Annotated in this window: 25 protein-coding genes; 2 read left to right on the forward strand and 23 right to left on the reverse strand. The window is 46.9% G+C overall.

Translation table 11 applies throughout. The features are described from left to right. Positions 1–43: 43 nt before the first annotated feature. From GFS24_RS09625 to GFS24_RS09725, 21 genes are all read right to left on the reverse strand, one after another. Positions 44–1162 carry an ABC transporter permease gene (locus tag GFS24_RS09625; protein ID WP_153659352.1) on the reverse strand — a complete coding sequence of 373 codons (1119 nt, stop codon included), beginning with the start codon at positions 1160–1162 and terminating at the stop codon, positions 44–46. Beyond that, the gene (locus GFS24_RS09630) at positions 1162–2268 is read right to left on the reverse strand and encodes an ABC transporter permease (RefSeq protein ID WP_153659353.1); all 1107 of its coding nucleotides are present in this window, start codon (positions 2266–2268) and stop codon (positions 1162–1164) included. Before GFS24_RS09630 ends, GFS24_RS09625 begins: the two co-directional genes overlap by 1 nt. Before the next feature lie 4 nt (positions 2269–2272). After that, positions 2273–3004: an ABC transporter ATP-binding protein gene (locus GFS24_RS09635; RefSeq protein ID WP_153659354.1), complete on the reverse strand. Its 732-nt coding sequence runs from the start codon at positions 3002–3004 to the stop codon at positions 2273–2275. After that, positions 3001–3909 (reverse strand): ABC transporter ATP-binding protein, encoded by a 909-nt coding sequence (locus GFS24_RS09640; RefSeq protein WP_153659355.1) that lies wholly within the window; start codon positions 3907–3909, stop codon positions 3001–3003. The genes GFS24_RS09635 and GFS24_RS09640 overlap by 4 nt, the downstream gene beginning before the upstream one ends. Positions 3910–3915: 6 nt before the next feature. Beyond that, positions 3916–4812 (reverse strand): HlyD family secretion protein, encoded by an 897-nt coding sequence (locus GFS24_RS09645; protein WP_153659356.1) that lies wholly within the window; start codon positions 4810–4812, stop codon positions 3916–3918. 1 nt (position 4813) lies between these two features. Beyond that, a complete protein-coding gene (locus tag GFS24_RS09650) occupies positions 4814–6073 on the reverse strand; it encodes a TolC family protein (protein WP_153659357.1) in 1260 nt (419 codons plus the stop codon). A 50-nt stretch (positions 6074–6123) separates the two neighbouring features. Beyond that, positions 6124–6732, reverse strand: coding sequence for a TetR family transcriptional regulator (locus GFS24_RS09655; protein WP_153659358.1), 609 nt, complete (start codon positions 6730–6732; stop codon positions 6124–6126). A 175-nt stretch (positions 6733–6907) separates the two neighbouring features. After that, positions 6908–7384, reverse strand: a complete 477-nt coding sequence (locus tag GFS24_RS09660) for a thioesterase family protein (RefSeq protein ID WP_173003030.1) — start codon at positions 7382–7384, stop codon at positions 6908–6910. A 142-nt stretch (positions 7385–7526) separates the two neighbouring features. Next, positions 7527–8288 (reverse strand): glucose 1-dehydrogenase, encoded by a 762-nt coding sequence (locus tag GFS24_RS09665; RefSeq protein ID WP_153659360.1) that lies wholly within the window; start codon positions 8286–8288, stop codon positions 7527–7529. A gap of 59 nt (positions 8289–8347) precedes the next feature. Next, a complete protein-coding gene (locus tag GFS24_RS09670; RefSeq protein ID WP_153659361.1) occupies positions 8348–8617 on the reverse strand; it encodes a helix-turn-helix transcriptional regulator in 270 nt (89 codons plus the stop codon). 64 nt (positions 8618–8681) lie between these two features. Further along, positions 8682–10157: a cardiolipin synthase gene (cls, locus tag GFS24_RS09675; protein ID WP_153659362.1), complete on the reverse strand. Its 1476-nt coding sequence runs from the start codon at positions 10155–10157 to the stop codon at positions 8682–8684. Positions 10158–10262: 105 nt separating this feature from the next. Next, positions 10263–10658, reverse strand: coding sequence for a hypothetical protein (locus GFS24_RS09680; protein ID WP_153659363.1), 396 nt, complete (start codon positions 10656–10658; stop codon positions 10263–10265). Positions 10659–10716: 58 nt separating this feature from the next. Continuing rightward, positions 10717–11232, reverse strand: coding sequence for a Spy/CpxP family protein refolding chaperone (locus GFS24_RS09685; RefSeq protein WP_153659364.1), 516 nt, complete (start codon positions 11230–11232; stop codon positions 10717–10719). 3 nt (positions 11233–11235) lie between these two features. Further along, on the reverse strand, positions 11236–11577 hold the full coding sequence (locus GFS24_RS09690; RefSeq protein ID WP_153659365.1) for a hypothetical protein: 342 nt from the start codon (positions 11575–11577) through the stop codon (positions 11236–11238). Between the two features lie 46 nt (positions 11578–11623). Continuing rightward, complete coding sequence (locus GFS24_RS09695; protein ID WP_153659366.1) at positions 11624–12190, reverse strand: RNA polymerase sigma factor; 567 nt, start codon at positions 12188–12190, stop codon at positions 11624–11626. A gap of 40 nt (positions 12191–12230) precedes the next feature. Continuing rightward, a complete protein-coding gene (locus GFS24_RS09700) occupies positions 12231–15167 on the reverse strand; it encodes an outer membrane beta-barrel protein (protein ID WP_173003031.1) in 2937 nt (978 codons plus the stop codon). Between the two features lie 116 nt (positions 15168–15283). Continuing rightward, the gene (locus GFS24_RS09705; protein WP_153659368.1) at positions 15284–17689 is read right to left on the reverse strand and encodes a S9 family peptidase; all 2406 of its coding nucleotides are present in this window, start codon (positions 17687–17689) and stop codon (positions 15284–15286) included. 28 nt (positions 17690–17717) lie between these two features. Beyond that, positions 17718–18386, reverse strand: coding sequence for a response regulator transcription factor (locus GFS24_RS09710; protein ID WP_153659369.1), 669 nt, complete (start codon positions 18384–18386; stop codon positions 17718–17720). Between the two features lie 45 nt (positions 18387–18431). Continuing rightward, on the reverse strand, positions 18432–19172 hold the full coding sequence (locus tag GFS24_RS09715) for a sensor histidine kinase (RefSeq protein WP_173003032.1): 741 nt from the start codon (positions 19170–19172) through the stop codon (positions 18432–18434). Positions 19173–19186: 14 nt separating this feature from the next. Beyond that, positions 19187–19852, reverse strand: a complete 666-nt coding sequence (locus GFS24_RS09720) for a hypothetical protein (RefSeq protein ID WP_153659371.1) — start codon at positions 19850–19852, stop codon at positions 19187–19189. Between the two features lie 8 nt (positions 19853–19860). Beyond that, positions 19861–20385: a hypothetical protein gene (locus GFS24_RS09725; RefSeq protein WP_153659372.1), complete on the reverse strand. Its 525-nt coding sequence runs from the start codon at positions 20383–20385 to the stop codon at positions 19861–19863. A gap of 218 nt (positions 20386–20603) precedes the next feature. Here GFS24_RS09725 and GFS24_RS09730 point away from each other — a divergent pair, with 218 nt between their 5' ends. Beyond that, positions 20604–21194 carry a DUF1801 domain-containing protein gene (locus GFS24_RS09730; protein ID WP_153659373.1) on the forward strand — a complete coding sequence of 197 codons (591 nt, stop codon included), beginning with the start codon at positions 20604–20606 and terminating at the stop codon, positions 21192–21194. A 146-nt stretch (positions 21195–21340) separates the two neighbouring features. Here the strand turns inward: GFS24_RS09730 and GFS24_RS09735 are convergent, their stop codons facing one another. Next, a complete protein-coding gene (locus GFS24_RS09735; protein ID WP_153659374.1) occupies positions 21341–23755 on the reverse strand; it encodes a phosphocholine-specific phospholipase C in 2415 nt (804 codons plus the stop codon). 232 nt (positions 23756–23987) lie between these two features. On the opposite strand from GFS24_RS09735, the gene GFS24_RS09740 reads away from it, so the two are divergent. Next, the gene (locus GFS24_RS09740) at positions 23988–24242 is read left to right on the forward strand and encodes a hypothetical protein (protein WP_153659375.1); all 255 of its coding nucleotides are present in this window, start codon (positions 23988–23990) and stop codon (positions 24240–24242) included. On the opposite strand, the gene GFS24_RS09745 is transcribed toward GFS24_RS09740, so the two are convergent. Beyond that, a complete protein-coding gene (locus GFS24_RS09745; protein WP_153659376.1) occupies positions 24229–25599 on the reverse strand; it encodes a polysaccharide lyase 6 family protein in 1371 nt (456 codons plus the stop codon). The two genes, GFS24_RS09740 and GFS24_RS09745, sit on opposite strands and share 14 nt — an antisense overlap. Positions 25600–25634 lie beyond the last annotated feature (35 nt).

Genomic DNA, 25634 nt, shown 5'->3' on the forward strand with positions numbered 1-25634 from the left:
AGCCAGGGCAGTAATGCCCCGGCGTCTGTTACCTACAACTGTACTAAACTGTTTTACGGTAATTCCATACAGCCACGCTGTTGATCACTACCGCAAACACTAGCATGATTCCAAGGTAATAGCGTACGTCTGCCCAACCACTTCCCTTCAACATCACCATCCGTATCACTTTTACAAAATAAGCTATGGGGTTAAAGAGCGTGATCTTCTGCGCCCATACCGGCATACTTTCTACCGGTGTGAACAATCCGCTCATCAGTATAAAGATGATCATGAAGAACCAGGTAATGAACATCGCCTGTTGCTGCGTTTCCGTAAAGGTGGATACCAGCAATCCCATGCCCAGCATTACGATGAGATAAATCCCCGCAAAAAGGAATACATAACCCAAGTTCCCTGCAAAAGGAATATTGAACACGAGTTTGCCTACTACTAAACCAAAGGTTAATTCAAATAAAGCAATAATCCAGAAAGGCAGCAGTTTGCCAATGATGAAATGATGTTTGCGGATAGGTGTTACGTTCAGCTGTTCTATCGTTCCCATTTCCTTCTCCTTCACAATATTCATCCCGGATAAAAAAGCACCGATCAGTGTAACCAGCACTACCAGTATACCAGGCACCATGAAGAACTTGTAATTCATATCCGGGTTGTACCAGTAACGGGCGGAAATATCCATGTGCTCCGGCGCGTTGTCTTCGTCCATGGCCAGCCAGTCCAGCCGCACCTGCCGGTTAAAACTGTTGATGATACTGGTAGCATAACCATTGGCCAGTCCTGCTTTGCTGCCGTTGATGGCATTCACCAGCATTTGTACTTTCACCTCATCTTCCCGCACCAGATCCCGTTCAAAGTGCTGCGGAATGGTGAGCACAAGGTCTACTTTATCTGCTTCCAGATCAGCATACGCTTCTTTTGGATTATATGTTTGCCGGTTGAGGGAGAAATAACCGGAGGCGAATAATTTATCGCGCAGCTGGCGGCTCCAGGTAGAGTTATCCTGGTCTACGATATCAACGGATAAATTCCTGATCTCGTAATTAGCCGCGAAGGAAAGTACCAGCAGTTGCACCACCGGTACTATAAAGATGATCGGCAACATGGCGCGGTTGCGGAAGATCTGAAGGAACTCCTTCTGTAGTATGAATAATATCGTGCGCATCAGCTTAACCTTGTTTTAAAATTCCGAACACTTAATACAAGAAAGAACAGGGTCATGCCTCCAAGGATCACGGTAGGCAGCCAGATCTGGCGCAGCCCCGAACCTTTCAGCATCACATCCTTGAGGATAATGATGAACCATTTTGCCGGTATGATGTTCGAAAAGATCTGTAATGGCCTGGGCATACTTTCAATCGGGAATACAAACCCGGATAAGAGGATGGTTGGCAATAACAGGCCCATCATGGAGATCATCATCGCTGTTTGCTGAGAGCTGGTGATACTGGAGATCAATATACCCAGAGAAAGGGCAGTGAGGCCAAACAGGCCACACTCTGCCAGCAATAACAACAGATTCCCTTTGATGGGCATGCCAAAGATAAAGAAGCCCATCACTAAAATAATGCACGCTATTATAAAGGATAGCGCTATATACGGTACTACTTTTCCTGCAATGATGAGGATAGGCCGTAAGGGAGATACTAATAATATTTCCATCGTGCCCAGTTCTTTTTCTCTCGTGATCGTGATGGAGGTCATCATAGCAGATACCAGCATCAGGATGAGTGTCATTACACCGGGTACAAAGAGGAACACGCCTTTCAAAGAAGGATTGTATACCATCCGCACTTCTGTATTGATAGTGAGCGGCAATGTTATCTTCCCCGTCATCTCCTGCTGGTACTGCCCGATAATGGCGGTTGCATAGTTGATCACGGTAGTGGCGGTATTGGGATCAGAAGCATCTGCCAGTAACTGCACCGGCGCTTTTTTCTCATGATAGAACTTATCACCGAAGTGATCCGGGATCACGATCACTAATTTGATATCTCCTTTTCTGAAAGTGCTTTCGATCTCATCTGCTGTCCGCAGGTTTTGATCCACCTCAAAGTAACCGGAGGAAGTGATCTTGTGGATCATCTGCTGGCTGTAAACATCCCGCGCATTATCCAACACACCTATCTTCACATGATGGATCTCATTGGTGATAGCAAAACCAAACAGCACGATCAGTATCACGGGCATGCCAAAGAGGATGAGCAGGGTGCGCTTATCGCGGAAGATATGATAGAACTCTTTTCGTACAAATACGAGGAACTGGCGCATGTTGTTATGATTTAGCTCTGGCTAATTGCAGGAATACATCGTTCATGGAGTCCGCATTAAATTGTTCTTTCAGTTTTTTCGGTGTATCCAGCGCTTTGATCTTTCCATCTACCATGATAGAGATCCGGTTGCAGTATTCTGCTTCATCCATATAATGCGTGGTCACAAAGATGGTCACACCCCTGTCCGCCGCTTCATAGATCAGGTCCCAGAACTGGCGGCGGGTAATGGGGTCTACCCCACCTGTTGGCTCATCCAGGAATACAATGGAAGGATCGTGGATCACGGCAATGGAGAAAGAGAGTTTCTGCTTCCAGCCTAAGGGAAGGGAACTCACTAAATGCCCGGCTTCCTTTTCCATGTTCAGCTGTTGCAGCAGGGCATGTGTTTTATCTTTGATCTGCTGGTTACTCAGGCCGTAAATACCACCATAAAAACGGATGTTCTCTTTCACGGTTAAGTCTTCATACAGGGAAAACTTCTGGCTCATGTACCCGATGCTTTGCTTCACTTTCTCCGTTTGTGTATACACATCAAACCCTGCCACCTTTGCTTCTCCGCTGCTGGGTTTGAGCAATCCACAGAGCATGCGCATGGCGGTGGTTTTACCGGCACCATTTGCTCCGAGGAAGCCAAAGATCTCTCCCTGCTCCACTTCAAATGTGATGGCATTGGTGGCAATGAAATCACCAAAACGTTTGGTCAGTTCTTTTGTGACGATGGCGTAGTTCTTCATACCGCTTCGTTTTGTTCCTGCATCAGCTGCATGAAGGCATCTTCAATGCCTGCTTTTGCCGGGGTGATGATAAGGCCTTTGTGCGCTTTAAGGTGATCCTTTAATTCCTCCACAGGCTGGTGTAAGGTTACGTGCAGGTATTCACCAAAAGCATAACAACTGTCTGTACCTTCAAATGCCCTTATATCGCGGATAAGATGATACATGTTATCTGCACGCGCAGCCCAGATAGGTTTGCCGAAATCCGCTACAATAGCCGCTGGTGTATTGATCATCATGATCTCTCCTTTCTGCATCAGTGCCACCCTGTCGCACAAAATGGCTTCATCCATATAAGGGGTGGATACGAGGATGGGGATACCTTTCTCTTTCAAACGCTGCAGCATTTCCCAGAACTCCTTGCGGGACACAGGATCTACACCGGTAGTGGGTTCATCCAGGAACAATACCTTCGGTTTATGCACCAGTGCACAACACAAGGCCAGCTTCTGTTTCATACCGCCGGAGAGTTTACCGGCCGGGCGTTTCTTAAAAGGTTCTATCTGTTCGTAGATCTCTTTGATGAGATCATAATTCTCTTCCACCGTAGTATTGAAAATGGTGGCGAAGAAATTGAGGTTCTCTTCAATGGTGAGGTCCTGGTAAAGAGAGAATCTTCCGGGCATATAACCTACCTGTGAACGGATGGTCCTGTAGTCTTTCACTACATCTGACCCGTTCACGGAAGCGGTGCCTTTATCTGCTAATAATAAAGTAGCGAGGATCCTGAACAGGGTGGATTTCCCCGCACCATCCGGACCTATCAGCCCAAACAGTTCGCCTTCTTCCACCGTAAAGGAAATATTTTGAAGGGCTTTTACGTCCCCAAAACTTTTATGGATATTTTCTACAACGATAGGTAACATGATCATTTATTTAGAGAGTCTGATCTCGCCGGGCATGCCTATTTTCAGGCTGCCGTCGTTTTGTACCCGTACTTTCAGGGCGTATACCAACTGTACCCTTTCCTCACGTGTCTGAATAGTTTTAGGGGTGAATTCCGCATCGCCGGAGATCCAGCTCACGGTACCCGGCAGGCTTTTTAATTCCCCGTTCGGCAGGTCCGTCTGCACGGTTACCTGCTGCCCTGTTTTCACCTGCCCCAGCTGATCTCCGCTGATGTAAGCACGGAGGTACATGGTGTTCAGGTCTGCTATTTTGTAGAGCGGTTTTCCGAAAGTAACCACCTCTCCTTTCTCTACATATTTGGTGAGTACTGTTCCTTGTATAGGATTGATCACACGGGATTGTGCTAGTTGTTCCTTCACCTGCTCCACCTGTAATTCCAGGGGCTGGGATTCACTGTTCAGGCCGCTGATCTGTGTGTTCAGTGAAGAAGAAGTAGAGGCATATTGTTTTTCGAGTAAAGCAATCGCTGCATTGATATCATCCACTTGTTTGGAGGTGGCAGCATTTGCTTTGAAGAGGTTCTCTATTCGTTCTTTCTCTTTTTGCTGTGTGGCAATCTGCTGGCGGATCACTGCCAGCTGGGGGTTGATCTCCGGGCGTTTACTCAGCACGGCTTTAATATTGGCGCCCAGCTGTGCTTTTTTTAAGTTCAGCTGTACGGAATCGATACCACCTACCAGGGCATTGGCCTGCAATACAGCGCCTTCTTCCACATCAAAGCTGAGCAGGCGGCCAGCCGCTTCTGCAGATACAATGATCTCCGTGGATTCAAAGTTGCCGTAGGCGTCTGCGGTATTTTCCTTTGACTTACATGCGGTAAAGAGAACGATCAGTGATATAACTGTTAAGGTTGTTTTCATTTTAATATCCTTTAATGACCTGGTAATATAATGTGGCGTATACCCATTGAATTTCGTGCGTTTTATGTGCTATCACGGCCTGCGTTTCCGCGTGCAGGTCTGTGAGATAATCGTGTACGGTGAGTACCCCGTTATCCAGCTGTGCAGCAGATACTTCCTTTACTTTTGTACGCAACTGCACGATCTCTTTATCTTTCTCTACCGCCTGCTGCAAATTGGTGATCTCTGAAGATTGCTGTACCAGCTGCATCTTTGTATTGAGCGTAAAGGTTTCTGATTGGGCCTGGATACTTTGCTCCTGCTGCTGCAACACTGCGCGTTCTGTTCTGTTGTAGCGCCAGTTCCAGAGCGTCCAGTTAAAACGGATGCCCGTCATGTAATAGAAATCGAATTTATTTTCCAGCATGTTCAAACCCGGGCGGCCATATCCTCCCTGCGCAAAGGCGCTTACTTTCGGCAGGCCTTTTGTGCCGGTGAGTTTTGATTGCTGCTGTAATACATTTGTTTGGTATTTGTAGAGTTGCAGTTCTGGCCGTTGTAGTTCTTCTGTAGTGTTTGTGGTGGAAACGGGTAGTTGGAGCTTTATGGATGCAGGTATATCCTTCCCCGTTAGTAAGGCCAGTACCTGTATAGCGGCGCGTTTCCCGGTTTGTGCTTCAAACAGCTGCTGTTCTGTTTTTAAAAGTTCTGCTTTCAGGATATCTGTCTGGCTGGCGAGGATGGTGCCATTTTCCACACCAGCCTTCAACCGTTCCATCTTTTGTTTCACTTCCTCCATCATCTTCTCCCGCGCAGTAATGTTCTCTTCCCAGAGCAAAGCGTTAAAGTAAGTTTGCAATACCTGCTGGCGCAGTTTGTATAACTCTACTTCCACTTTCTGCTGCTCTGCGAGTTTTTGCGTTTCCTGTAATTCCCGCTGGCTGGCAGTTGCACCGCCATCGTACAGTAATTGCTTCACATCTATGGTAGCCTTGTACTGATCTTTGGATAACTCGGGGATGTTCATGCCCGGCAGTTTGATAGGGATCTGTGTTACCTCAGACTGATAAGTAGCCTGACCATTCAATTCCACCTGCGGCAGGTAATTGGTTTTGATGTTCTGGATCTGCAGCCGCGTCATATTATCCAGCACCTGCTTTTGCTTTAGCAGGGGATAATTTTGCCTTGCTGCCTGCTGCGCCGAGTCCAGGCTAAGGAACTGCTCCTGCGCGGATACCTGCAAAGAGAGCAGTAACAGCAACAGTGGAGGAATGAATTTCATAACTAACTATTTTATTTAACTATTTGGTTAATAGCAGGACAAAAAAATATTTATGGTCTTAACGACATTAGAATAAACTCTGTTACCGATTTCTTTCTTTCTTCCATCAGTGCCTTGTATTGTTCATCATTCATTCCAAACACGTTGCTGATAATAGGTTTGGCTATGAATGGGAACACGCACAAACTCAGGGTGTTCATCATCAGTTGCAGGGGGCTCATCTTACGGATAGCACCTTTCTCCATTTCCGTGAGCATTTCCTGCATGAATTTTTTGATATCGGGGAACTCAGCTGCATGTACAAATCTTTCAACAATCCGCTCCGGGTTCTGGTTGAGTTCATTGATGATGAAAATTGGCAGGTGAGGGCTAGCGGAGAGGGAAGTGATGTAATGGTCCACTGCTGCGGCTACCTTTTCTTTAAAAGGCATGTCCCCCGTAAAGATGGCGTTGATCCGTTTCAGCAATTGCTCCAGTGCTTCTGTGAACACCATCTCAAACAGCTTATCCTTGCTGCGGTAATAGTAGTGCAGCATGGCTTTGTTAATACCAGCTTCGTCCGCAATATCCTGCATGCGGGCGCCTGCCAGACCCTTTTGCATGAAGATCTTCTTCGCTGCGTCTATTATCTGCTGTTCTGTGGTATTAGTGGTTTGCATGTCTAACTATTCTGTTTAACCATTTGGTTAAACTCAGGACAAAGGTATAGATTCTGATGAAATGGCCAAATAAAAAATGATTTTTAGCGGGGTATCCCCGGGTCAACTATGGCTCATCCATGGGTCATCCATGGGCCAACCCCGGAGCATCCCCGGGTCATCTCTCTTTTTAGTGCTAAAATGATTGCAGCACTGCCCCTACCCGCTGGTCGAAGGTATCTATGCCGTTGTGTTCGACCTTGATCTGCTCCAGGAGCTTCAGCAGTTCGGGATCATGTTCTGCCTTTTTCCCTGTTTTAAGGTCTATGTGTACGAATTTGGACCAGAGGAAGGCCTTTACCTTCTTCTTAGCCTCATCCGTCATCCACATTTCCACGAGGATGTGGTTATTGGAAAACTCCAGTACACGGGAGAAGATGTGTACTTTTTCTGCTACAAACGCTGGTTTGAGATAAGAGATCTGGTGCTGGGCTACAACCCAGCCCACCCCTTTGGAAGCATAGTCCTTCAGGTGCATATTGTAAGTAGCCGAGAGATGGTCTTCCCGGGCATTCATGAAATAATTGATATAAGAGGCGTTATTGAGGTGGCCAAAGGGATCACAATCGCTAAAGCGAACTGTATAAAGCGCTTCCGGTTCTTTGATGATCATGTTGCATGGTTTTGGAGATTCGAATGTAAAGAAAAAGGCCGGGTTCAGTGCGAAACTGCCCGGCATTGCTCTGTCAATTTGTTTTAAACGCATTAGGGTTCCACAACGGATCATGAAAATTATGCAGTCTTCCTAAATTTTTCTAACCCAACAATACCTGGGAGGATACTCCTCCGTCAATATTATATTCCGAGCCCGTGATAAACGATGCATCTGAAGAAGCCAGGAAGGCTACCAGCTTAGCCACTTCTGATGACTCACCACCGCGGTTCAACGGAACACGTTGTTTGATTGTGTTATTGAATGCAGTACGGGTCTCCTCATCCAGCCCCAGTTTGTCGAAAATGGGTGTGTTGATCGGTCCCGGATTCACGGTATTCACGCGGATATTCCTTACAGCCAGTTCACTGCTCAAAGTGCGGCCCAACGCATTGAGAGCGGCTTTGCTGGCGGAGTACACGGAAGTATTCGGCATGGCCGTGAAAGCATTCACAGAGGACAGCAGGATGATGGAAGCACCATCATTCAATAATGGTAAAAATTTCTGTACGGTAAAGTAGGCGCCCTTGAAATTGATATTCATGATATTATCAAAAGCAGCTTCGGTTACATCAGCAACAGGACTGAAAGTACCTACCCCGGCGTTGACAAACAGCACGTCAACTTTTCCGAAATGTTCTTTCACTGAACTTACCAATGCATCCGTGTCTGAGAGGCTGGCCTGGTCAGCGATAATACCCAAAGTACCGTTGCCCAGTTTGGTAGCAGCCGCGTCAACAGCAGTGCGGTTACGACCAGTGATGATAACTTGTGCCCCTTTTGCCACGAACTCCTCTGCCGTAGCGTACCCTATGCCGCTGTTACCGCCGGTAACAACAGCTACCTTGTTCTTTAAGGTGCTCATTAGTGTGTGTTATTTATATTGATTTATTTAAAAATATCAATGTATTAGGGCAAAAAAAATCAACTCAGTTGCATGAAGAAAGATGAAAGGTGTTTCATCATTTCTTTATTGATCGCCAGTTGTACATTCCGGCCTTCTTTTGTGCTGATCAATACGCCACTATCTACAAGGATCTTGATGTGATGGGATACAGTTGGTTGGGAAAGGCATGTAAGGTCCTGGATCTCTCCACAACAAACAGACTCGTTCCGCGCTATCTTCATCAGTATAGCCATCCGGTGTTTATCTGCCAATGCATTTGCCGCCTTCTCTATCAACGCTGCGTCCATGATGCAAATATACATACATTTTCGAAACATCGAAATATTTCGATCTATTTTTTTGAAAAGGATTTTACAATAAGGGGGAAAAGAGGCGGACAACGGCCTCCCCCAGCCGCGCTAAACGGCCACGGTTGTGCCATTCCTCTAAATGGAGCTCTGTGCTGTGGAGGGTATCCTGCAAAAAGGCCTCGGTGAGCTTCCAGTTCATATCCCGGCTGTACACAAAAGCGTTCACCTCAAAATTGAAGTCGAAGCTGCGGATATCCATATTGGCGGTACCTACTACGGAGAGGTTCTCGTCCACCACCATGGTTTTGGCATGTACAAAGCCCTTCTGGTACCGGAATATGCGTACCCCGCAGGTGAGCAGGGCTTCAAAGAAGGATTCTGAGGCTTTGTTCACGATCCGGCTATCACTTACATCGGGCACCAGCAAACGAACATCCCTGCCGCTCAATGCGGCCATTTGCAGGGCATTCAGGATAGATTCATTGGGTATGAAATAAGGAGTAGTAATATATACGGATTTCTCTGCCTGGTTAATGGCGGCGAGGTAAGAGAGCATAATGGAAGAACGTTCTGAGTCCGGGCCGCTGGCGGCGATCTGCACCAGGTCCTCCCCTGTTACCTTGATGTCCGGGAAAAAGTCCTGGGTGATAGGCAGGTCTGCTTCCGCGCAAAAGTTCCAGTCGCCCATGAAAAGGAATTGCAGGGTATGCACGCCCAATCCGCGGATGCATAAATGTGTATCCCGCCAGTAGGGCCATTGGGGATGTGCATCCCGGTAGCGGGGTTCATTGATGTACCGGTCTGCCACATTGATGCCGCCAATGAAGCCGGTATGCCCGTCTACCACCACAATTTTACGGTGGTTGCGGTAATTGAGGCGGTTGGCCAGCAAACGCACCCGGTAGAAAGGATATACTTCTATACCGGCTGCTCTCATCTGGCGGAGGAAACGGCGGTTGATGTCGCTGCTGCCAAAGTCGTCATAAATGAAACGCACTTCTACCCCGGCCCTGGCCTTTTCCATCAGGATGTCCATAATCTCCCGGCCTATCACATCTTCTTCAAAGATGTAATACTCCAGGTGAATATGATGTTTGGCGCCTTTGAGGGTTTCTATCAGCAGGGGGAATTTCTCCTCGCCATTCAGGAGTAAGATGGCTTCGTTATCTGCGGTGAGGGGTGATAAGGAATCCCGGAACAGCAAACGTGCAATGCCGGTTTTATTGGTGACCAGGTCTGAATGTTCTATGAGGGTTTGCCGGCTTTCCTGTTGCAGGTATAACTGGAGTTTTTCGCTGAGCCTTACATTGCTCATCCATTTACGGCTGTAGATCTTGTTCACGCGGCGGTTCATACCTACCAGCAGGTAGATGAGCACGCCAATGCCGGGCAGAAAGAAAAGGACTAAGAGATAGGCGAGTGTTTTACCGGTGGACCGGGCTTCCAGCAATGCTTTTACAGCCACCCATGCAGTGATGGCATATAGGATAATGATGGAGATCGTTTGCCAGTGGTCCTTCAGAAATTGCAGTATCATCGTGCACAATAATACGTTTTTCAGGGCACAAAAAAGCCGTACTATACTGCGTGCATTCTTCTACGTTATTTGCAGTATAATACGGCCACGATTTTTTAAGGCTGCTTAGTTGTTGCCGCCACCACCACGGTTACCACCGTTCTGGCGCATCTTCTCCTGTGCTTCCTTGTACTTCTTGAACTGGTCCTCTGTGAGGATAGCTTTTACTTTCTCGTCTCTTTCGTTGGTAAATTTCTGGAACGCTTCCCTGTCAGGACGGTTACCAGAAGCTTGTGCTTCTGCACGCATTTTCTCCATTGCCTTGTAAGAATTGGTGAATACAGAATCCAGCTTTGTTTGCTGATCTTTATTCAAAGACAATTCAGTTGTCAGTCTTTCGATCTGGGCTTTAACACGTTCTTCAACGGTGCGGCGTTGTCCGCCCTGACCGCCTTGTTGTGCAAAAACACTGATGTTCACTGCCAGCGCAAAGGCCAGCAACAGCATGATCTTTTGTTTCATGATTAGAGGGTTTTGTAGATTGTTTTTATTTTATTTTAAATGCTCATGATGCCCGGTACTATTGTTTCACACTATCCTTTGGCGGCTGGTTCCTGTTACGCCCCATGGCGTTCATTTTTTTGACCACCTGGCTTACCACGGAGTCGAAAGCGGGTTGCTGCTGTGGTGTGCAAACGGCTCTCAGTTCCTGAAAATAACGGAATGTTGTAACGTCTATCTTTTTCTGTTTAGCGGCAATGGTGTCTGCTGCTGCATTGATCACTGAATCCGGAACGGCTGTGCTGATCAGCTTAAAGAAATTATCCTTTGCTGTACGCATTTCACCGAAGTAAGGTTTTACGGTGTTCCAGTGAACTTCTTTCAGACTTTTATATTTAGCCAGTTGTTCCGGTGTAAAGCCTACCTGTTTTTCCAGGAGCTGCAACATTTCGCCGCCTTTATTATCCTTATCGTTCCCCTTTTTTGGAGGTTCCGGTTTGGTATATACAAAGAATACCAGCATGCCAATGTTTGTCAACAAAAGGAAAACAAGCAGCAGGCTTAGTATTTTATTCCGGGCGAATGTTTCTTTCATCTTTTATTCGGGTTTGTCAAAGTCGTAAAAGGTAGTAGTAATACCCAGTTGATATTCATCCTCAAGGTCTTGCTGCAACATGGCTTGTTCTGTTCTTTCCGTGCTGGGTTTCAGTTGAATGAACATGATACCGTTTACGGCAAGGATCAGCAATACGCCGGCAATAGCAATGGAGGGCCTGGTAACGATCGCAATGAACCGTTCCCACGCGTCTGCTGCGCCGGACCTCTGCATCCTGGCCTGCAGGCGGGTAAAGAAGAAATCACCCGGCTCCGCCCGTTGTACGCCATCGATGCTACTGAGGGTGTTTTCTATTTCCTGTGATATGTCTCGTCTCGTCTTCATGATCGCTGTATTTAAGTTAGACGATAAAAAGCTTGAAAACTTGCACTTATTCTTCGCTATGATAATAATCTTCCAATTGTAACCGCAAATTCTGTTTAGCCCGGTGCAAAAGGCCTTCTACGGCTGATATGCTGGCATCCATCACCCCTGCTATCTCCTTGCTGCTCAGGCCCTCCAGCTTGTGGAGCACAAAAGCGGCCTTCTGGCTGTCCGGCAGCCTGGCAATAGCCTTGAAAAGCAGGTCCGCCCGCTCTTTATTGGCTAATGCTACCCCGGGATGATGAAAATCTGGCGGATCTATGATCAGTTCGTTCTGTTGGCCGAAGAGGCTGTACATTTTTCCCCACCTCTTTTTCCGGTTCTTTTTCCGGAGATGATCCAGGCATTTGGTAACAGTTATGCGGTATAACCATGTGGAGATCTGTGCCTCTCCTTTAAATGTTCCTATTGATTCATGCACCTGCATAAACACCTCCTGAGCAACGTCTTCCGCGTCCGCAGTATTTTGCAGGATCCCGAGGGCGGTATTATATACCATGCCCTGCCACTGAGCCACCAGTTGAGAAAAGGCGGCCTCACTACCCTGCTTTAACTGTGCAATAATATCCGTCAATGCTCTTCCGTGTAACGGTGGTGTTAGGTTAAATTAAAAGTTAAAACGGTCTGTTCATCATGTCCGGTGCACCGTTCAGCCTGTTGAAACGTTCTCTGCCGCCACCGGTTGGCATGTTGAGCTTTCCGAAATTCTTTAATCTGTAAGTAAATGTAAGCATAAAATACTGTGTAAGCACCTGGTTCTGGCTATCTACAATACTCAACCCGTTCACAGTACGGCTTATTGCCCTGTTCTGCTTTAAAAGGTCAAAAACGGATGCCCTTAACTCTCCCCGCTGGTTCTTCAGGAACTTCTTCCCGATTCCGGCATTCCACAATATATATCCTTTGTCCAGATCACCTCCCAGGCCCCTGTTGAACTGGTAGTTCACTTCGTTCTGCAATACCCAGCCACTCTTGGTGAGCAGGTTCACAGCACCGGAGGCGGTATGGGTGGAATAATCACTATTTGTACTTGGATCGATGGTATTCTTGACCGTATTGAAGTTACCGTTGTAAGACAACGTGAAATCAATATACTCACTGATATTACTGGAGATCACCGCTCCTATACTATAAGTATAATTATGCGTGAAACCTGCCAGCTGATTGATCTGACCAGGTGTACGCTGATAACCGACCCCTGTATTCAGGTTAAAGTTGGATTTAATGAATTTCAGCGGTACGCCGTAGGTAAAGAAGGAACGCACACTCACAAAACCATCCATATTCTTAGCCTGCGTTAAGCGACCACCACGTTTCAGCGTATCTGTTCCCTGCAGCACGGAGTCTCCTCGGGAAGGAGTAAATACGGCATTAGACAGGTAGTCGTTATTGGTTTGTAAGAATATATTGGCAAAGAAGTTATTGTTGTTCACGGTGTTGGTATAGTTATACCGCGCAGCTACCATGTGGCCAAATTGCGGACGCAGTTTAGGATCACCCACAGAATAGTTCAGCAAACCACTCTTGAAATAACCATCCTGCAATTGCTGAATGGAAGGCTGGTTCATGGAAGAACGATAGAACACCCTGATCCGGCCGTACTCAGACAATTTATAGATCAACATCGCATTAGGCAGGATGTTGGTAAAACTTTGTGATTCTTTGGTGGTGAAAGGGAAGATCCTGTCGCTCGTTAATTCTGTGTGCTGGTAAGATACCCCTATTGATAACATCTTATCCCGGTTACCTAAACGGTAAGTAAGACCTGCGTTTTGGGTAACGGCGGTGTTCTCGAACATGTTAGACTGGGCAGAATCCAGGATGCTATAGTCTTTAGATCCCAGGAAGTCGTATTGATAAGCCCTTCTGTCTGAACTGTTCTTGCTGTAAGAAGGATTGTAGTTGATCTGCAATTGCCCGGTTTTACCGATAGGCTCTGTATACGCAACGTTAGCGTTGTAAGACTGGCCGTCTGATAAGGGGCTGATCTTTTGCTTCAGGGAATCATCCTTTCCTGATCCGTCATAATAGTTCAGATCACTGTTCCGGTAAGTTTCTCCGGAACGGTCATTGGTGCTCATACCTAAGCTCAGGGAAATGGTCCGGCCTCTTTTTGCAAAGGCGTGGCGGTACATAAGGTTTCCGTTCAGGTTGTAACCGGAGTTAAAAGAACTGGAATTATTCATATTGTCCGCCAGCAGTTTACCGAACTGGATGGTATTACCATATGATTCAGAATAAGAATCATTCTTCTGGAAGCTGATACCCGGCGTGAAGATGATAGAGTTGTTAGAGTCTATCTTATACTCTACCCGCATATTGATGCGGTGATTATAGTTAGTGCTGGTGCTGTAAGCCGTATCTGTATCTATCTGTTTTTCTCCTTGTTCCAGCGTCTGCTCCTCACGGGTGATCTCGTTATTGCTGGTGTTACTGTTATTGAAAAAGTAACTGCCGTTAAAGGTTATTTTCTTGCCGAAGTTATCATTGAAGTTGACACCAATAGAGTTGGTCTTGTTCAAACCCCTGTTATTTCCTGTGAGGAAGTTGGAGCTGCCTCCACCTCCGCCTCCGCCACCACCGCCGAAGCCACCTCCGCCGCCACCGCCACCACGGCCGCCGCCGCCGCCACCTCTGCCACCACCTCCGCCGCCACGGCCACCGCCGCCGCCGGAACCAGCGTTCTGCACACCCAGCAGATCCTGGGAAGAGAAGTTCTGCTGGTTGACGTTATTGGTCATACCAATGATGGATATGCGCCTGTCCTGGTTGAAGAGGTTCACATTACCACCTGCAGAATACCTGCCTTCTGTACCGTAACCGGCAAAGATCTTTCCGAACTGCCCCTGCCGCATTTCTGCGCGGGTAACGATATTGATCGTTTTAGAAGAGTTTCCGTCATCAAAGCCGGTGAACTGCGCCTGATCACTCATCCTGTCGAAAACCTCTATCCGCTGAATAGCTTCTGCGGGGAGGTTCCTTAAAGCCAGTGTGGCATCTTCTCCAAAAAATTCCTTTCCATCTACCAATACCTTTCTCACATCTTCGCCCTGTGCCTTCACATTACCATTCTCCACGGTAATGCCGGGCATCTTTTTCACCAGGTCCTCACCACTTGCATCCGGGTTGGTCTTATAGGCATCCGCATTGAATGCCAGGGTATCCCCTTTTTGCTGGGCTGGCGGTACCTGTCCTTTGATCACTACTTCCTTCAGTTCCCTGGAGGATTTAGGCATCTTAATAACACCCAGGTCCTGCGTTTCGGCCTGGAGCATAATAGCCCTTACCAATTCTCCGTAACCAACAAAGCTGATAGTGAGGATATACGCTTGCTGAGGTTTGAGATCAGGGATCTCAAAAGCACCGTTATTATCAGTAAATACTTGTTTTTTAAATGTATTATCTGTGGGGGAAGTAAGCCGAATGGTGGCTTTCTTGAGGGTCGTACTATCCGCTTTATCTTTCAACACACCCTTCAATACCATGTTTTGCGCAAAAGAAAGCTGAGCGCAAGTCAGTAAAAGCAATGTAAAGATCAGTGCATGCCGCATATTACTTAGTTGTTCTGTATGGTTGGACGATATATCGGGGGGAAACATTTGCAGCACTGGATAAAAATAACAGAAAAAGAGGATATCTCTTTTTTGGGGAGATATCCTCTTTATAGCTATTTAGCGTCTTTCACGTAGGTCTTTAACCATTGGTCCTGCTCCCAGAGCAAGTGCAGCAGGTTTTCCTTAGCGGAATAACCATGGCTTTCAAAGGGCAGCTGTACAAAACGTACGGTTCCGCCATGGCCTTTTATGGCATTGTACAGCCGTTCACTCTGAATGGGGAATGTACCGGGGTTATTATCCATTTCCCCGTGGATCATTAACAAAGGTGTTTTGATCTTGTCTGCAAAACTGAAAGGGCTCATGTTGAAATATACTTCCGGCGCCTGCCAGTAAGTACGTTCTTCCGCCTGGAAACCGAATGGTGTGAGTGTACGGTTATAAGCACCGCTGCGCGCAATACCTGCCTTGAAAAGTTTCGTATGGGCAAGCAGGTTAGCCGTCATGAAGGCACCATAACTATGGCCGCCTACTGCCACCCTGTTACTGTCTCCTACACCCATCTTCGCCAGGGCCTGTATAGCCGCATGTGCATTGAGATAAAGCTGTGGTATGAAATTGTCGTTCGGTTCTTTGTTGCCTTCTCCTACAATGGGCATTTCTGCATTATCCAGGATAGCATATCCCTGCGTAACCCAGAAGATGGGACCACCATAACCCACACGGGTGAACGTATATCTGGAACCTCTCACCTGCGCCGCATCTGCTGCGGATTTATACTCGCGGGGATATGCCCAGATCACTACGGGCAAAGGACCATCTTTCTTTGCATCATATCCTTTCGGTAAATAAAGATCGCCGGTAAGGTCCACGCCATCTGCTCTCTTGTAAGAGATCTTTTGTTTGGACACGCCTTCCATGGCTTTGTATGGATTGGTGAAATCTGTGATGGGCGTACCAATGAGGGAACGTTTCTTCAGATCACGGATATAATAGTTAGGCGCTTCTGTCTGACTTTCCCGGGAAGTGAGCATGATGAGTTTTTCCGGGTCCAGCACATCCACCACGGATTCGTAGAAGGGTGCCTGGCAACGCCAGAGGATATTGCCTTTGCCTGTTTTCAGGTTATAGCTTTGCACAAAAGGAAGGTCTCCTTCGGGAGAAGAGCCCTGTGAACGCAGCAGCAGTTCGCCATTCTTTTGCACAAAGAGTACCGGCCTGTCGTATTGGTTACGCGTGGTGACAGGCGAACCTATTTCGCTGTAAGCATCATTGCTGCTTTTCTCAAAAAGAGAATCCAGTTTACCGGTGGCGGAATTATAGATGCTGATGCGTTCCCGGCGGTCTGCAAATAATGATTCATATACCAATGCCAGTTCCTTCGTTCCCCAAACCACGCCATCAAACCGGCGTTTGGTGCGGAACAGTTCTTTGGGCTCTGCATTTGTAGTGATATCTGCCGCCAGCACTGCATCGCGGTATTCGGATTTTTTACGGCCTAAACCTTCGTCCAGTGCTTTTACGAAATAGATGGTATGGGGTTCATCTGCCTTCCAGGAAAAATTCCGCGGCGTGTTTTCCACATCATCAAAACCGATGGGCGCTCCTTCTGAAGAAGGATTCTTTGCGAGGGATTTCACCGTGTTCCCCTGCAGGTCCATCACGGCAACCGTATGTGGGAAGCCATTGGCAGTGATCAGGTAAGAAAAAGGTTTATTGATCTCCCTTACCAGCAGGTATTGCTTATCAGGCGATACGGAATACGCAGCATAAATGCCGGGTTTGCCGATGGGTTTTTCTGTTTGCAGATCATTGATCACCAGCTGTGCATGGGTCATGTAAGCAAATAACTGTTCGTCATAAGGACTTTTGATCAGGTCCTGGTAAGTACGCGAAGCAGCATTCCTGCCTTTGCTTTCCTGCACTACCGGGCCTTTGGGCGCGAGCGGTGCAACGGGCAGCGCGCCTGTTCCGGCCGGTACTACTTTATACACAAGGCGGTTATTATCCAGCCAGGTATAAAATGATTGACCCAGCGCGGTGTTCAAAGGCGCCTCATTCACTTTCCGGGCAGCCTTTGTGGCGATATCTATCACATAGAGGTCTATGCGGTTGTTGCCACTGTTCGTAAAAGCAGCCAGCTTTCCATCGGGGCTCCAGCTTAACTGGAAACCGCGGAGGTCCTGTGGCAGCCCGGTGATGGGGAACAGTTCTTTGGTTTTGATGTTCTTCAGCTGATAACCTGCGTGGTATACCACACGGCTGGGGCCAAAATTCCGGGGATTGAGGCGGAGACCGGCAACACGCAGTTCAGGCTGTGCCAGTTCTTCTACCGTTGGATAGGAATTACGGTCTGTGAGGATCATCCACTCTCCTTTCTTATCCACACTCACAAAAGGTACGGGTTTTGCCAGCAGCAACTCTTCTATAACAGCCGGAGGGCGCTGGTAGGTAACATTATCCTGGGCATGGACAATAGTAGTGGCCAGCAGGCTTAGTGCAAACAGTGATTTTCTCATGATGTTAGAAATTGGTTTTATCGAAAGTCTAAAGCAGGTCTTCTTCTTTGATCAGGTTGTTCTTAAGGGCATACATCACTACGCCGGCGGTATTACGCACATTCATCTTCTCCAGGATACGGGTCCGGTATCCTTCTACGGTGCGTTTACTGAGAAAGATCTTATCACCTATCTGCTGGGCGGTGAACTGCTGGCAGATGAGCTGGATGATCTCCTGCTCCCGTTCCGTAAAGGAGATCTGTTCTTTGTGTTTATAGGGATTGAATTTACTCTTGGCTATCATAGCGGCCAGTTTGGCCGAGGTGCTTTTGCAATAATACACCCTGTCCTCATACACACTGGCAATGGCATCCAGTATTTCCTGCTTGTCTGCATTCTTCAGCAGATATCCTTTAGCGCCTGCTTCCAGCATCTCTACGATCTGGTTCTCTTCATCAAACATAGACAGGGCGATGATGCGGGCATCGGGTTGCAGGCGGATCATTTCACGGGTGGCAGTGATACCGTCCATGCGGGGCATTTTGATATCCGTCATCACCACATCCGGTTTTTCCCGTGCTACTATTTCCAGTAATTCGCGACCATCTCCGGCCTGCCCCACAAGGGTAATATTTTCCTGCCGGGAAAGCATGAGCGCCAACCCGTCTAAAAATATTTCGTGATCATCTGCCACTACAAGGCGGATATCGTAGTTCATGGAAATAATGCTGGGGATTAAAAAAGGTGTGACCAAATATACAAATTATCCCAAAGGTATCCTGAGATAATAATGTGTGCCTTCTCCGGGCACAGAATGGATGCTCACGGAGCCATGCATGATATCCATACGGATCTCCATGCTTTTGAGGCCCAGGCCGCTGGAGTTCTGTTTGGCCTTTTCTACGTTGAAACCTTTGCCGTTATCATGCACCAGGATCAGTAATTCTTTTTCATCTTCACTGAAACCAATGTCCAGTTTAGTAGCGCCGGCATGTTTGAGGGTGTTGTGTATGATCTCCTGGATCACGCGGAAGATGTGTATATCCTTTTCAGGATCAGGGGTTATCTTGTTCATGGCATATACGTTCACTTCCAGCAGATCGTTATGCCCAATGTGGTTGGTGAATTCTGTGATGGCTTCTATCAATCCTCTTCTTTCCAGGGTATTGGGAAGCAGGTCGTAAGAGATCTGGCGCATGCTGGTAATGATCTCATCTATGTACTTGCCTGATTTGGCAATGATCTGTTTATCCCTGGGGTCATTCACTTCAATACTTGTCATGTTCAGTTTAACGGTAGACAGTAAAGGCCCGAGGCTGTCGTGCAGATCGGTGGCAATGCGTTTACGTTCATTTTCCAGTGACTTGATCTCTGCGGTGATACGTTCCCTTTGCAGGCGAACATAGCGGCGGTGATACCGGATAATGGAGCCGATAAAAAATATGATGATCACTGCCAGCAGTGAGGACAAGAGTGCTGTAAAATCATATATCCTATCTTCCATGGGGTGAAACATGCTTATGCTTTAAAACGCCTGGAAAAGTAATAATCATCTCTTACAGGGATAAACCAGACAGCTATTGCGTAAACAATATTAACGAAAGCATTGATAAAAGCGAAGAGGTTAAAGATATTCCTGGAGATCCGTGAATTGTCCGGATCTATTAAAAGGAAACCTTCTGTGATCACACTGTATACCCCCATGATGATCAGACCTATACAGATCAGGAATTTGGCGTTCTTAAAGAGGTTACCACCAAAAGCGGCGATCAGTGAATTGATCTCGTTAATGGATAGGAGTACGGTGACCAGGGAATAGAGCATCACGAAGTAAGAGGAGAACCCATCTACCAGCAAGCCCATCCAAAGGTTTTCAAAGGCCCATGTAACACAATAGATAATGATCAGGAATATCATTAACCTGGGGCGTTTCTTCAGAAAGCCCCAGGTGTAAAAGAGATAGAGGATCACACCAGCTTCCAGCAAAGTGTAAATGTTACTGGTAATGGTATTGCTTTTTGTTAGCCTGATACTTACTTCACTCACCACTTCTGCGGTTAACGAGAGTAAAAGGAGTAGTAAAAAGGGCTGATAACTGGCACGAATACGATTCATGCGTATCAGCCCCAGTATCATTGGGAAAACGATGGTGAAACTAAGTAACTGATTAACAGTATTGGTCATTGATCTGACTATTGGATGTCTGTACTGAGAGGACTTTCAAGATCACAGGTGTGCGGGCAGCGGTGGCCGCGTTCAATGGCTTCATCATCTTCCGGCGTGCCTGCATAAGCGGAGGATACACCCGGCAGCCAGAAACTGGTCCGTGCAAACAGTTTGTCCTGCACGTCTTTACCTTGTGCGGTAACAGGTACGAGTACAAACACCACTTCACGTTCTTTGTTCAAACCCAGGTATACACGAATGCCATCAGCGCCTTTCTTGTTCAGCATTGCAGCAATAGCGTCTTTATTGAACAGTTCGCAAACAGGCAGTTTAAAGCGGGTAGACAGGTAGGAAGAATCTTTCAGTTGCGCCTGCAATTCATCTTTGGCGCTGTCAAATGCGTGTGTATAGGACGCGGCATCTTTCATGGAGATAATATGTTCCTTTGCTCTCTCTTTGTCCACCGGGATACCGCGGTTGAATTCCCGGAAAATGAGCAGTGCAAGCAATAAAAGAATAATGATCCAGGGCACTGATTGTGATCTTTTCATAACCATTGTGTTTTTTATGTGAGTAAATGCAAGGTAATACAGCCATTATAAGTTCAGGCAAGTAGAACTTCCCGAAAAAAAGGGTATAAATACTTATTTGAATTTCCCTCGCTGCGCTCTGGATCTCTGGGGCTGGGAATAATAAGGCGGGTAACTGGATGACGAACGGATACAAGTTAGGGAATTTCCTTAACTTGTACATTCACAAAGCCTTAGCCATGAAAAAGGTAGATGCCTATATCGCAAAGTCGGCCCCCTTCGCGCAACCCATCCTCGAATATTTACGGGAAATAGTGCACAAAGCCTGCCCCCATGCGGAAGAGACCATCAAATGGGGTATGCCCATTTTTGAAACTTATGGTACCAATCTGTGCAACATGGCGGCCTTCAAACAGCATTGCGCTTTTGGTTTCTGGAAGGCTTCGCTGCTGGAAGATAAACAGGGTATCCTGGATACAGAAAATGCCATGGGTAGCCTGGGTAGGATCACTTCACTGAAAGACCTGCCTTCGGAGAAAATACTGATCTCCTACCTGAAGGAGGCGGATGGGTTAAACAGGGATAACATTAAGGTGCCGAAGGCTGCTAAGGAGAAAAAGGAACTGGTAACACCTGCAGAGCTGGCTGCTGCTTTGAAAAAGAACAAAGCCGCTGCGAAGGTGTTTGAGGATTTTAGTTACTCCTGCCGGAAGGAATATATTGAGTGGATAGATGAGGCTAAAACGGAAGCAACGAAGCTGAAACGGGCGGATACGGCGGTGGAGTGGATGGCTGAAGGGAAGGATAGGAACTGGAAGTATAAGAAGTGAAATTTGCCGTATGAATGCATTGATATAAAAAAAATCCCGGCGAATGTTTGCCGGGATTTTTGTTTTTAAAGAGGTGTTCTTTTCTAAGAGGGAATTCTTTTGTTTTAAAGTAATATGCTTTTGCTATAAGGTGTTTTTCTTTTGTTTTAAAGCGTTCTGCCCATTAACGGATCACTGAAACTGGGCTTACCTGTTTCCACATGTCCTGCATATCTTCTGGCAAAGTTTTCTGCGCCTTGTACTTTTATTGCTAAATCATACCAGCCAAAACTGCTATCCAATTTTAGTGGCACTGCCATCTTCTTTCCTGCTTCCACTTTCACCTGCTGTGGTTTGCCTTTGTAGGAAACATCTTTGATCTCTACTGTATAGGCTTCTTTACCATGGTTATTAAAATTCAGTATCGCCTGATCCAGGGTTACATCCAGGCGGGGATCATTTTCGCTTCCTTTCATTTCCCGGTAAAAACCATTGGGGCCGTGAACTTTTAGTGCATAGGAAGTGGCATCCCACTCATCGGTTATACTATCGCCAGCTTTTACGGCATAGTTGCGGATGGCCATGTTCTCTCCGTATACTGTGAACGGCGCACCGGCTGCCTGTTTGCCGAAGAGTGTGTTATCCGCTTTAAAACGCAGCACTACTTTTTTACGGTCTGCGCTTAGTTTGGCATCTGCATACAGCTGGTAAGGAATAGCGCAGGAAGGTCTGATACCTGGCTCCTGTGCCGGCATAACAGCTGCCAGCGGGCCTGCTATTTCCTGTGGTGAAAGCAATTTATAATTAGCAGGCACATCTTTGAACTTCGCCTTGTGCACACTTTCAATGAAGTTTTCTTTATTCAATGCAGCAGGTGTTTCTATCTTCTCTCCATTATACGTTCTGAAAACGGAAGTAAGATCTCCGCAAACGGTGCGCCTCCAGGCAGTGATATTTTCTGATGCGATCTTCTTTTTCAGTTTGTGAGAGAGGAACGTTTCCAGGAACTGCACATCGGATGTATGATCGAATACCTGTGAGTTCACAAATCCTCCGCGGCTCCAGGGAGACGCTACTACCATGGGTACACGGTATCCTAAACCGATCGCACTTTCTCTTGCTCCCCTTCCCTGCTGCTGTGCAGCCATCGTTACATATTCCACTGCTGTGTCTATCCCTTCAGATACTTTACCGGCGTTTGCTTTACCGGGTGTAGGCGGAACAAAAGGTGGTACGTGATCAAAGTAACCATCGTTCTCATCATACGTGAGGATGAATACTGTTTTCTTCCATACCTCCGGGTTCTGTGTGAGGATGTCCATCACTTCAGAAAGGTACCATGCACCATACCATGGTGCGCCCGGATGATCTGAGAAATTCTCGGGCGCTACGATCCAGGATACGGCGGGTAATTCTCCTTTTTTTACATCCTCGCGGAACTGGTGCAGGATATCTCCTTTAGGTAACTGCACTTCGCGGGCTGTAGTGCCATCGTTATATTTCAGTGTGCTCAGGGAGTGATAATCCGGATCATTCCTGTTGGTGGTGAATGCTTTTTTGTGCAGGTTCTGCTCTCTTTGCGGCAGGGTGCTGAAAGGCTTTTGCGTGACTTTCTCTACTACCTTTTTGGCATACTCCAGGTACGTTTTTTTACGGGTGAGGGCTTTTTGCTGATCTGCATTTCCCTTTTCTTTTTCCTGTGCTGCGATTTCTGCGGGTAGTTTTTCTAATAACTCTTTCAGGTATTGTATATGCGGTTCGTAATATTCTACATGGTATTGTGTAAACCATTCTATAGAGTTATCTGTGAAGTTCGCTAACCAGGCATCCTCCTCTCCTTCTAATCCAACGCCTACACTGATCTCGTTCTGGTAGATCTTCCAGGAAACATTGTTTTCTTCCAGTACTTCCGGGAATGTTTTCCATTTAGCTTCTTTTCCATAATCCACATCGGAGTTGTATACGTTCGCTTTTACGTTGGGATGCATTTCTTCGCGGATGGTGCCGGTCCAGAAGTAGAGGCGGTTGGGTGTGGTGCCTGTTAAGGAGGAGCAGAAATGCTGGTCGCATACGGTGAAGGCATCTGCGAGGGCGTAATAGAAGGGGATATCTTCCCGGTTGTAATAGCCCATGGTGAGGGGCATGTGTTTGTATTCAGCGTGGCCGGAACGTTTTACATCCAGCCATTTATCAAATTTTCCGTTGTTGCGTGCGTCTACCTGGTCTGCCCAGGAATGTGGCAGGGAGCTCATCCAGGTGGCTTTGGTGTCGAAGATGTTCAGGCGGAAAGGGGCGTATGTTTCGCCTGCGCTGTTGCTTTGCAGGAATGCGGGACGGCCGTTTTCCAGTTGGATGGCTCTGGGGTCATTGAAGCCTCTTACTCCTTTGAGCGTACCGAAGCAATGATCGAATGAGCGGTTTTCCTGCATGAGGAACACGATGTGTTCTGCATCTAGATAACTGCTGCCGGGGGCGGGATTGATGGCCAGGGCTCTTTGAATGGTTTCGGGGAGGATGTTGGCTAATCCGCCGGCGCCTGAAAGGAGGGCTGCTTTTCGTAAGAATTCTCGTCTCGTATCCATGTAGCCAAAATAGCATTATTTCCTGAATGGATGGAGAGGGGGAGATTAAATTGGGATTAAATGCAAACACCCTTTCAGGGTGTGAGTTTCTTTTTTTGAGGGAATAAAAGAAAAAATTCTTGAATGGATGGGGAGCGGAGGATTAAATGCAAACACCCTTTCAGGGTGAAGATTTCTTTTTTTAAGGGGATAAAAGAAAAAGCTCTTGAATGGATGGAGAGCGGGGGATTAAATGCAAACACCCTTTCAGGGTGGAGTTTCTTTTTTTAAGGGGATAAAAGAAAAAGCTCCTGAATGGATGGAGAGCGGGGGATTAAATACAAACACCCTTTCAGGGTGGAAATTTCTTTCTTTAAGGGGAATGAAAGAAAAAACTTCACCCTTAAAGGATGAAGTTTTTATAGAAAAAGCGTGTTTTAAGCTCCCTAAAAAAAAGGAGCTCCACCCTGAAAGGGTGTTTGCTTTATTTACTCTTACTTCGCATTAACCCCTACATCCGCGGGATGAAGTTGCCTTGCTGTAACCGGTTGCACAGATACTTCATCTGCACCAATATCCAATGCACCTTTACGTTCCTGGCCATCCATATCTGCGGTGATACCAGGGAATCCTTCTTTTACGGCATCAATGGCCGGGCTGCCTTTTTGCAGGTGATAAGTGCCAGTGGCATCTTTTACCAGTTTAGGATCAAAGGAAGTATAACCTTCTGCAGGCATTTGCCCCGCTCCTTTTGTGTTAAAGATCACATTACCTTTCCATACAGGGTTCACATATAATGGGCCCTGGATGCTTACGGCTTCTCCACCACCCTGGATAAGGTTATACGCCAGCGTGATCGCCGTGGTACCTATTCCGTCTTTACGCTCTGTACGGGTGATATTGTTTTCATTATTCACGAGTGTGTTAAACGCAATCACTACACGATCAGGCCTGTCGTGCGAAGTGAGTGGAGCGCCGTCTGCTACTTCTGCACCACCATTCCCGATGTTGATAGCAGGTTTGCAGTTTTCAAAGTAGTTGCTGTAAATGATGTGATCATCTCCAAAGATGCGCAGGCCGGGTGTATTGAAGTAGTAGTTGCCGTATACTTTGCAGAAATTACCATGCCTTAAGGTCATCTGTGCTTTGCAGTCCCTTACCGTATTGTAACGAATGGTTACTGCAGAAGATTTAACAGAGAGTAATTCATTTTCTCCCGCACAGTTTTCAAACAGGTTGTATTCAAAAATACTGTTGCTGGAAGAAAGACTGTAACCACTCAGTCCAAATTGTACGGCTTCTGCACCATTCCCTTTTTGTGGTGAAAAGTTATGGAAGTAATTGTGATGGATCCAGAGCCTTTCAGCGATCTGTTTACCGGTGCCTCTTACACCAATGAATTTCCCCAGGGAGTTCTTGTCCTGGAAGGTGTTGTAATCTACGGTGTGATCATTACCGATAACGGTGAGGTAATTCCCTTCGCCGGTATTGATAAAGGTGTTACGCGTCCAGCGGCAGAAAGAAGTGCCTCCTTCCATCGTGGCTTTACCCGCTGTATGCGTGAATTTAAATCCAATGATCACGATCCAGGACGAAGGGCTCACTATTTTGAAACCTCCGGCACCGGTGATCTCCGCCCCGCCGGTCTTCTCCGTTGTGATAGTGATGGGCTGCTCCTTTGTTCCGTTCCTGTTAATGGTAATGTCCTCCGTGGTGGTGTAAACACCATTGGCCAGTGTGATCACATCTCCGGGTGCGGAGTTGTTAATGGCGGTCTGTAATTCAGCGATAGACTTTACAAGTACTTTCTTCGCTGAAACGTTGCCGGCTGCCAGCAGGCAGATCAGCAGGAATGTTATGGGCATAAGCCCTCTTTTTGCACAGTGTAATGGCAAGCTAG

The organism is Chitinophaga sp. SYP-B3965 (assembly GCF_009647655.1).
GTDB lineage: Bacteria > Bacteroidota > Bacteroidia > Chitinophagales > Chitinophagaceae > Chitinophaga.

Coding starts and splice junctions, on each gene's coding strand:
- GFS24_RS09740 (WP_153659375.1), top strand. CDS start 23,988: ATGCAAACACCCTTTCAGGGTGGAGTTTCTTTTTTTAAGGGGATAAAA.
- GFS24_RS09720 (WP_153659371.1), bottom strand. CDS start 19,852: ATGACCAATACTGTTAATCAGTTACTTAGTTTCACCATCGTTTTCCCA.
- GFS24_RS09710 (WP_153659369.1), bottom strand. CDS start 18,386: ATGAACTACGATATCCGCCTTGTAGTGGCAGATGATCACGAAATATTT.
- GFS24_RS09665 (WP_153659360.1), bottom strand. CDS start 8,288: ATGAGCACCTTAAAGAACAAGGTAGCTGTTGTTACCGGCGGTAACAGC.
- GFS24_RS09680 (WP_153659363.1), bottom strand. CDS start 10,658: ATGAAACAAAAGATCATGCTGTTGCTGGCCTTTGCGCTGGCAGTGAAC.
- GFS24_RS09745 (WP_153659376.1), bottom strand. CDS start 25,599: ATGCCCATAACATTCCTGCTGATCTGCCTGCTGGCAGCCGGCAACGTT.
- GFS24_RS09640 (WP_153659355.1), bottom strand. CDS start 3,909: ATGTTACCTATCGTTGTAGAAAATATCCATAAAAGTTTTGGGGACGTA.
- cls (WP_153659362.1), bottom strand. CDS start 10,157: ATGATACTGCAATTTCTGAAGGACCACTGGCAAACGATCTCCATCATT.
- GFS24_RS09660 (WP_173003030.1), bottom strand. CDS start 7,384: ATGATCATCAAAGAACCGGAAGCGCTTTATACAGTTCGCTTTAGCGAT.
- GFS24_RS09650 (WP_153659357.1), bottom strand. CDS start 6,073: ATGAAATTCATTCCTCCACTGTTGCTGTTACTGCTCTCTTTGCAGGTA.
- GFS24_RS09635 (WP_153659354.1), bottom strand. CDS start 3,004: ATGAAGAACTACGCCATCGTCACAAAAGAACTGACCAAACGTTTTGGT.
- GFS24_RS09655 (WP_153659358.1), bottom strand. CDS start 6,732: ATGCAAACCACTAATACCACAGAACAGCAGATAATAGACGCAGCGAAG.
- GFS24_RS09685 (WP_153659364.1), bottom strand. CDS start 11,232: ATGAAAGAAACATTCGCCCGGAATAAAATACTAAGCCTGCTGCTTGTT.
- GFS24_RS09735 (WP_153659374.1), bottom strand. CDS start 23,755: ATGGATACGAGACGAGAATTCTTACGAAAAGCAGCCCTCCTTTCAGGC.
- GFS24_RS09725 (WP_153659372.1), bottom strand. CDS start 20,385: ATGAAAAGATCACAATCAGTGCCCTGGATCATTATTCTTTTATTGCTT.
- GFS24_RS09645 (WP_153659356.1), bottom strand. CDS start 4,812: ATGAAAACAACCTTAACAGTTATATCACTGATCGTTCTCTTTACCGCA.
- GFS24_RS09715 (WP_173003032.1), bottom strand. CDS start 19,172: ATGGAAGATAGGATATATGATTTTACAGCACTCTTGTCCTCACTGCTG.
- GFS24_RS09705 (WP_153659368.1), bottom strand. CDS start 17,689: ATGAGAAAATCACTGTTTGCACTAAGCCTGCTGGCCACTACTATTGTC.
- GFS24_RS09690 (WP_153659365.1), bottom strand. CDS start 11,577: ATGAAGACGAGACGAGACATATCACAGGAAATAGAAAACACCCTCAGT.
- GFS24_RS09630 (WP_153659353.1), bottom strand. CDS start 2,268: ATGCGCCAGTTCCTCGTATTTGTACGAAAAGAGTTCTATCATATCTTC.
- GFS24_RS09700 (WP_173003031.1), bottom strand. CDS start 15,167: ATGCGGCATGCACTGATCTTTACATTGCTTTTACTGACTTGCGCTCAG.
- GFS24_RS09625 (WP_153659352.1), bottom strand. CDS start 1,162: ATGCGCACGATATTATTCATACTACAGAAGGAGTTCCTTCAGATCTTC.
- GFS24_RS09670 (WP_153659361.1), bottom strand. CDS start 8,617: ATGGACGCAGCGTTGATAGAGAAGGCGGCAAATGCATTGGCAGATAAA.
- GFS24_RS09730 (WP_153659373.1), top strand. CDS start 20,604: ATGAAAAAGGTAGATGCCTATATCGCAAAGTCGGCCCCCTTCGCGCAA.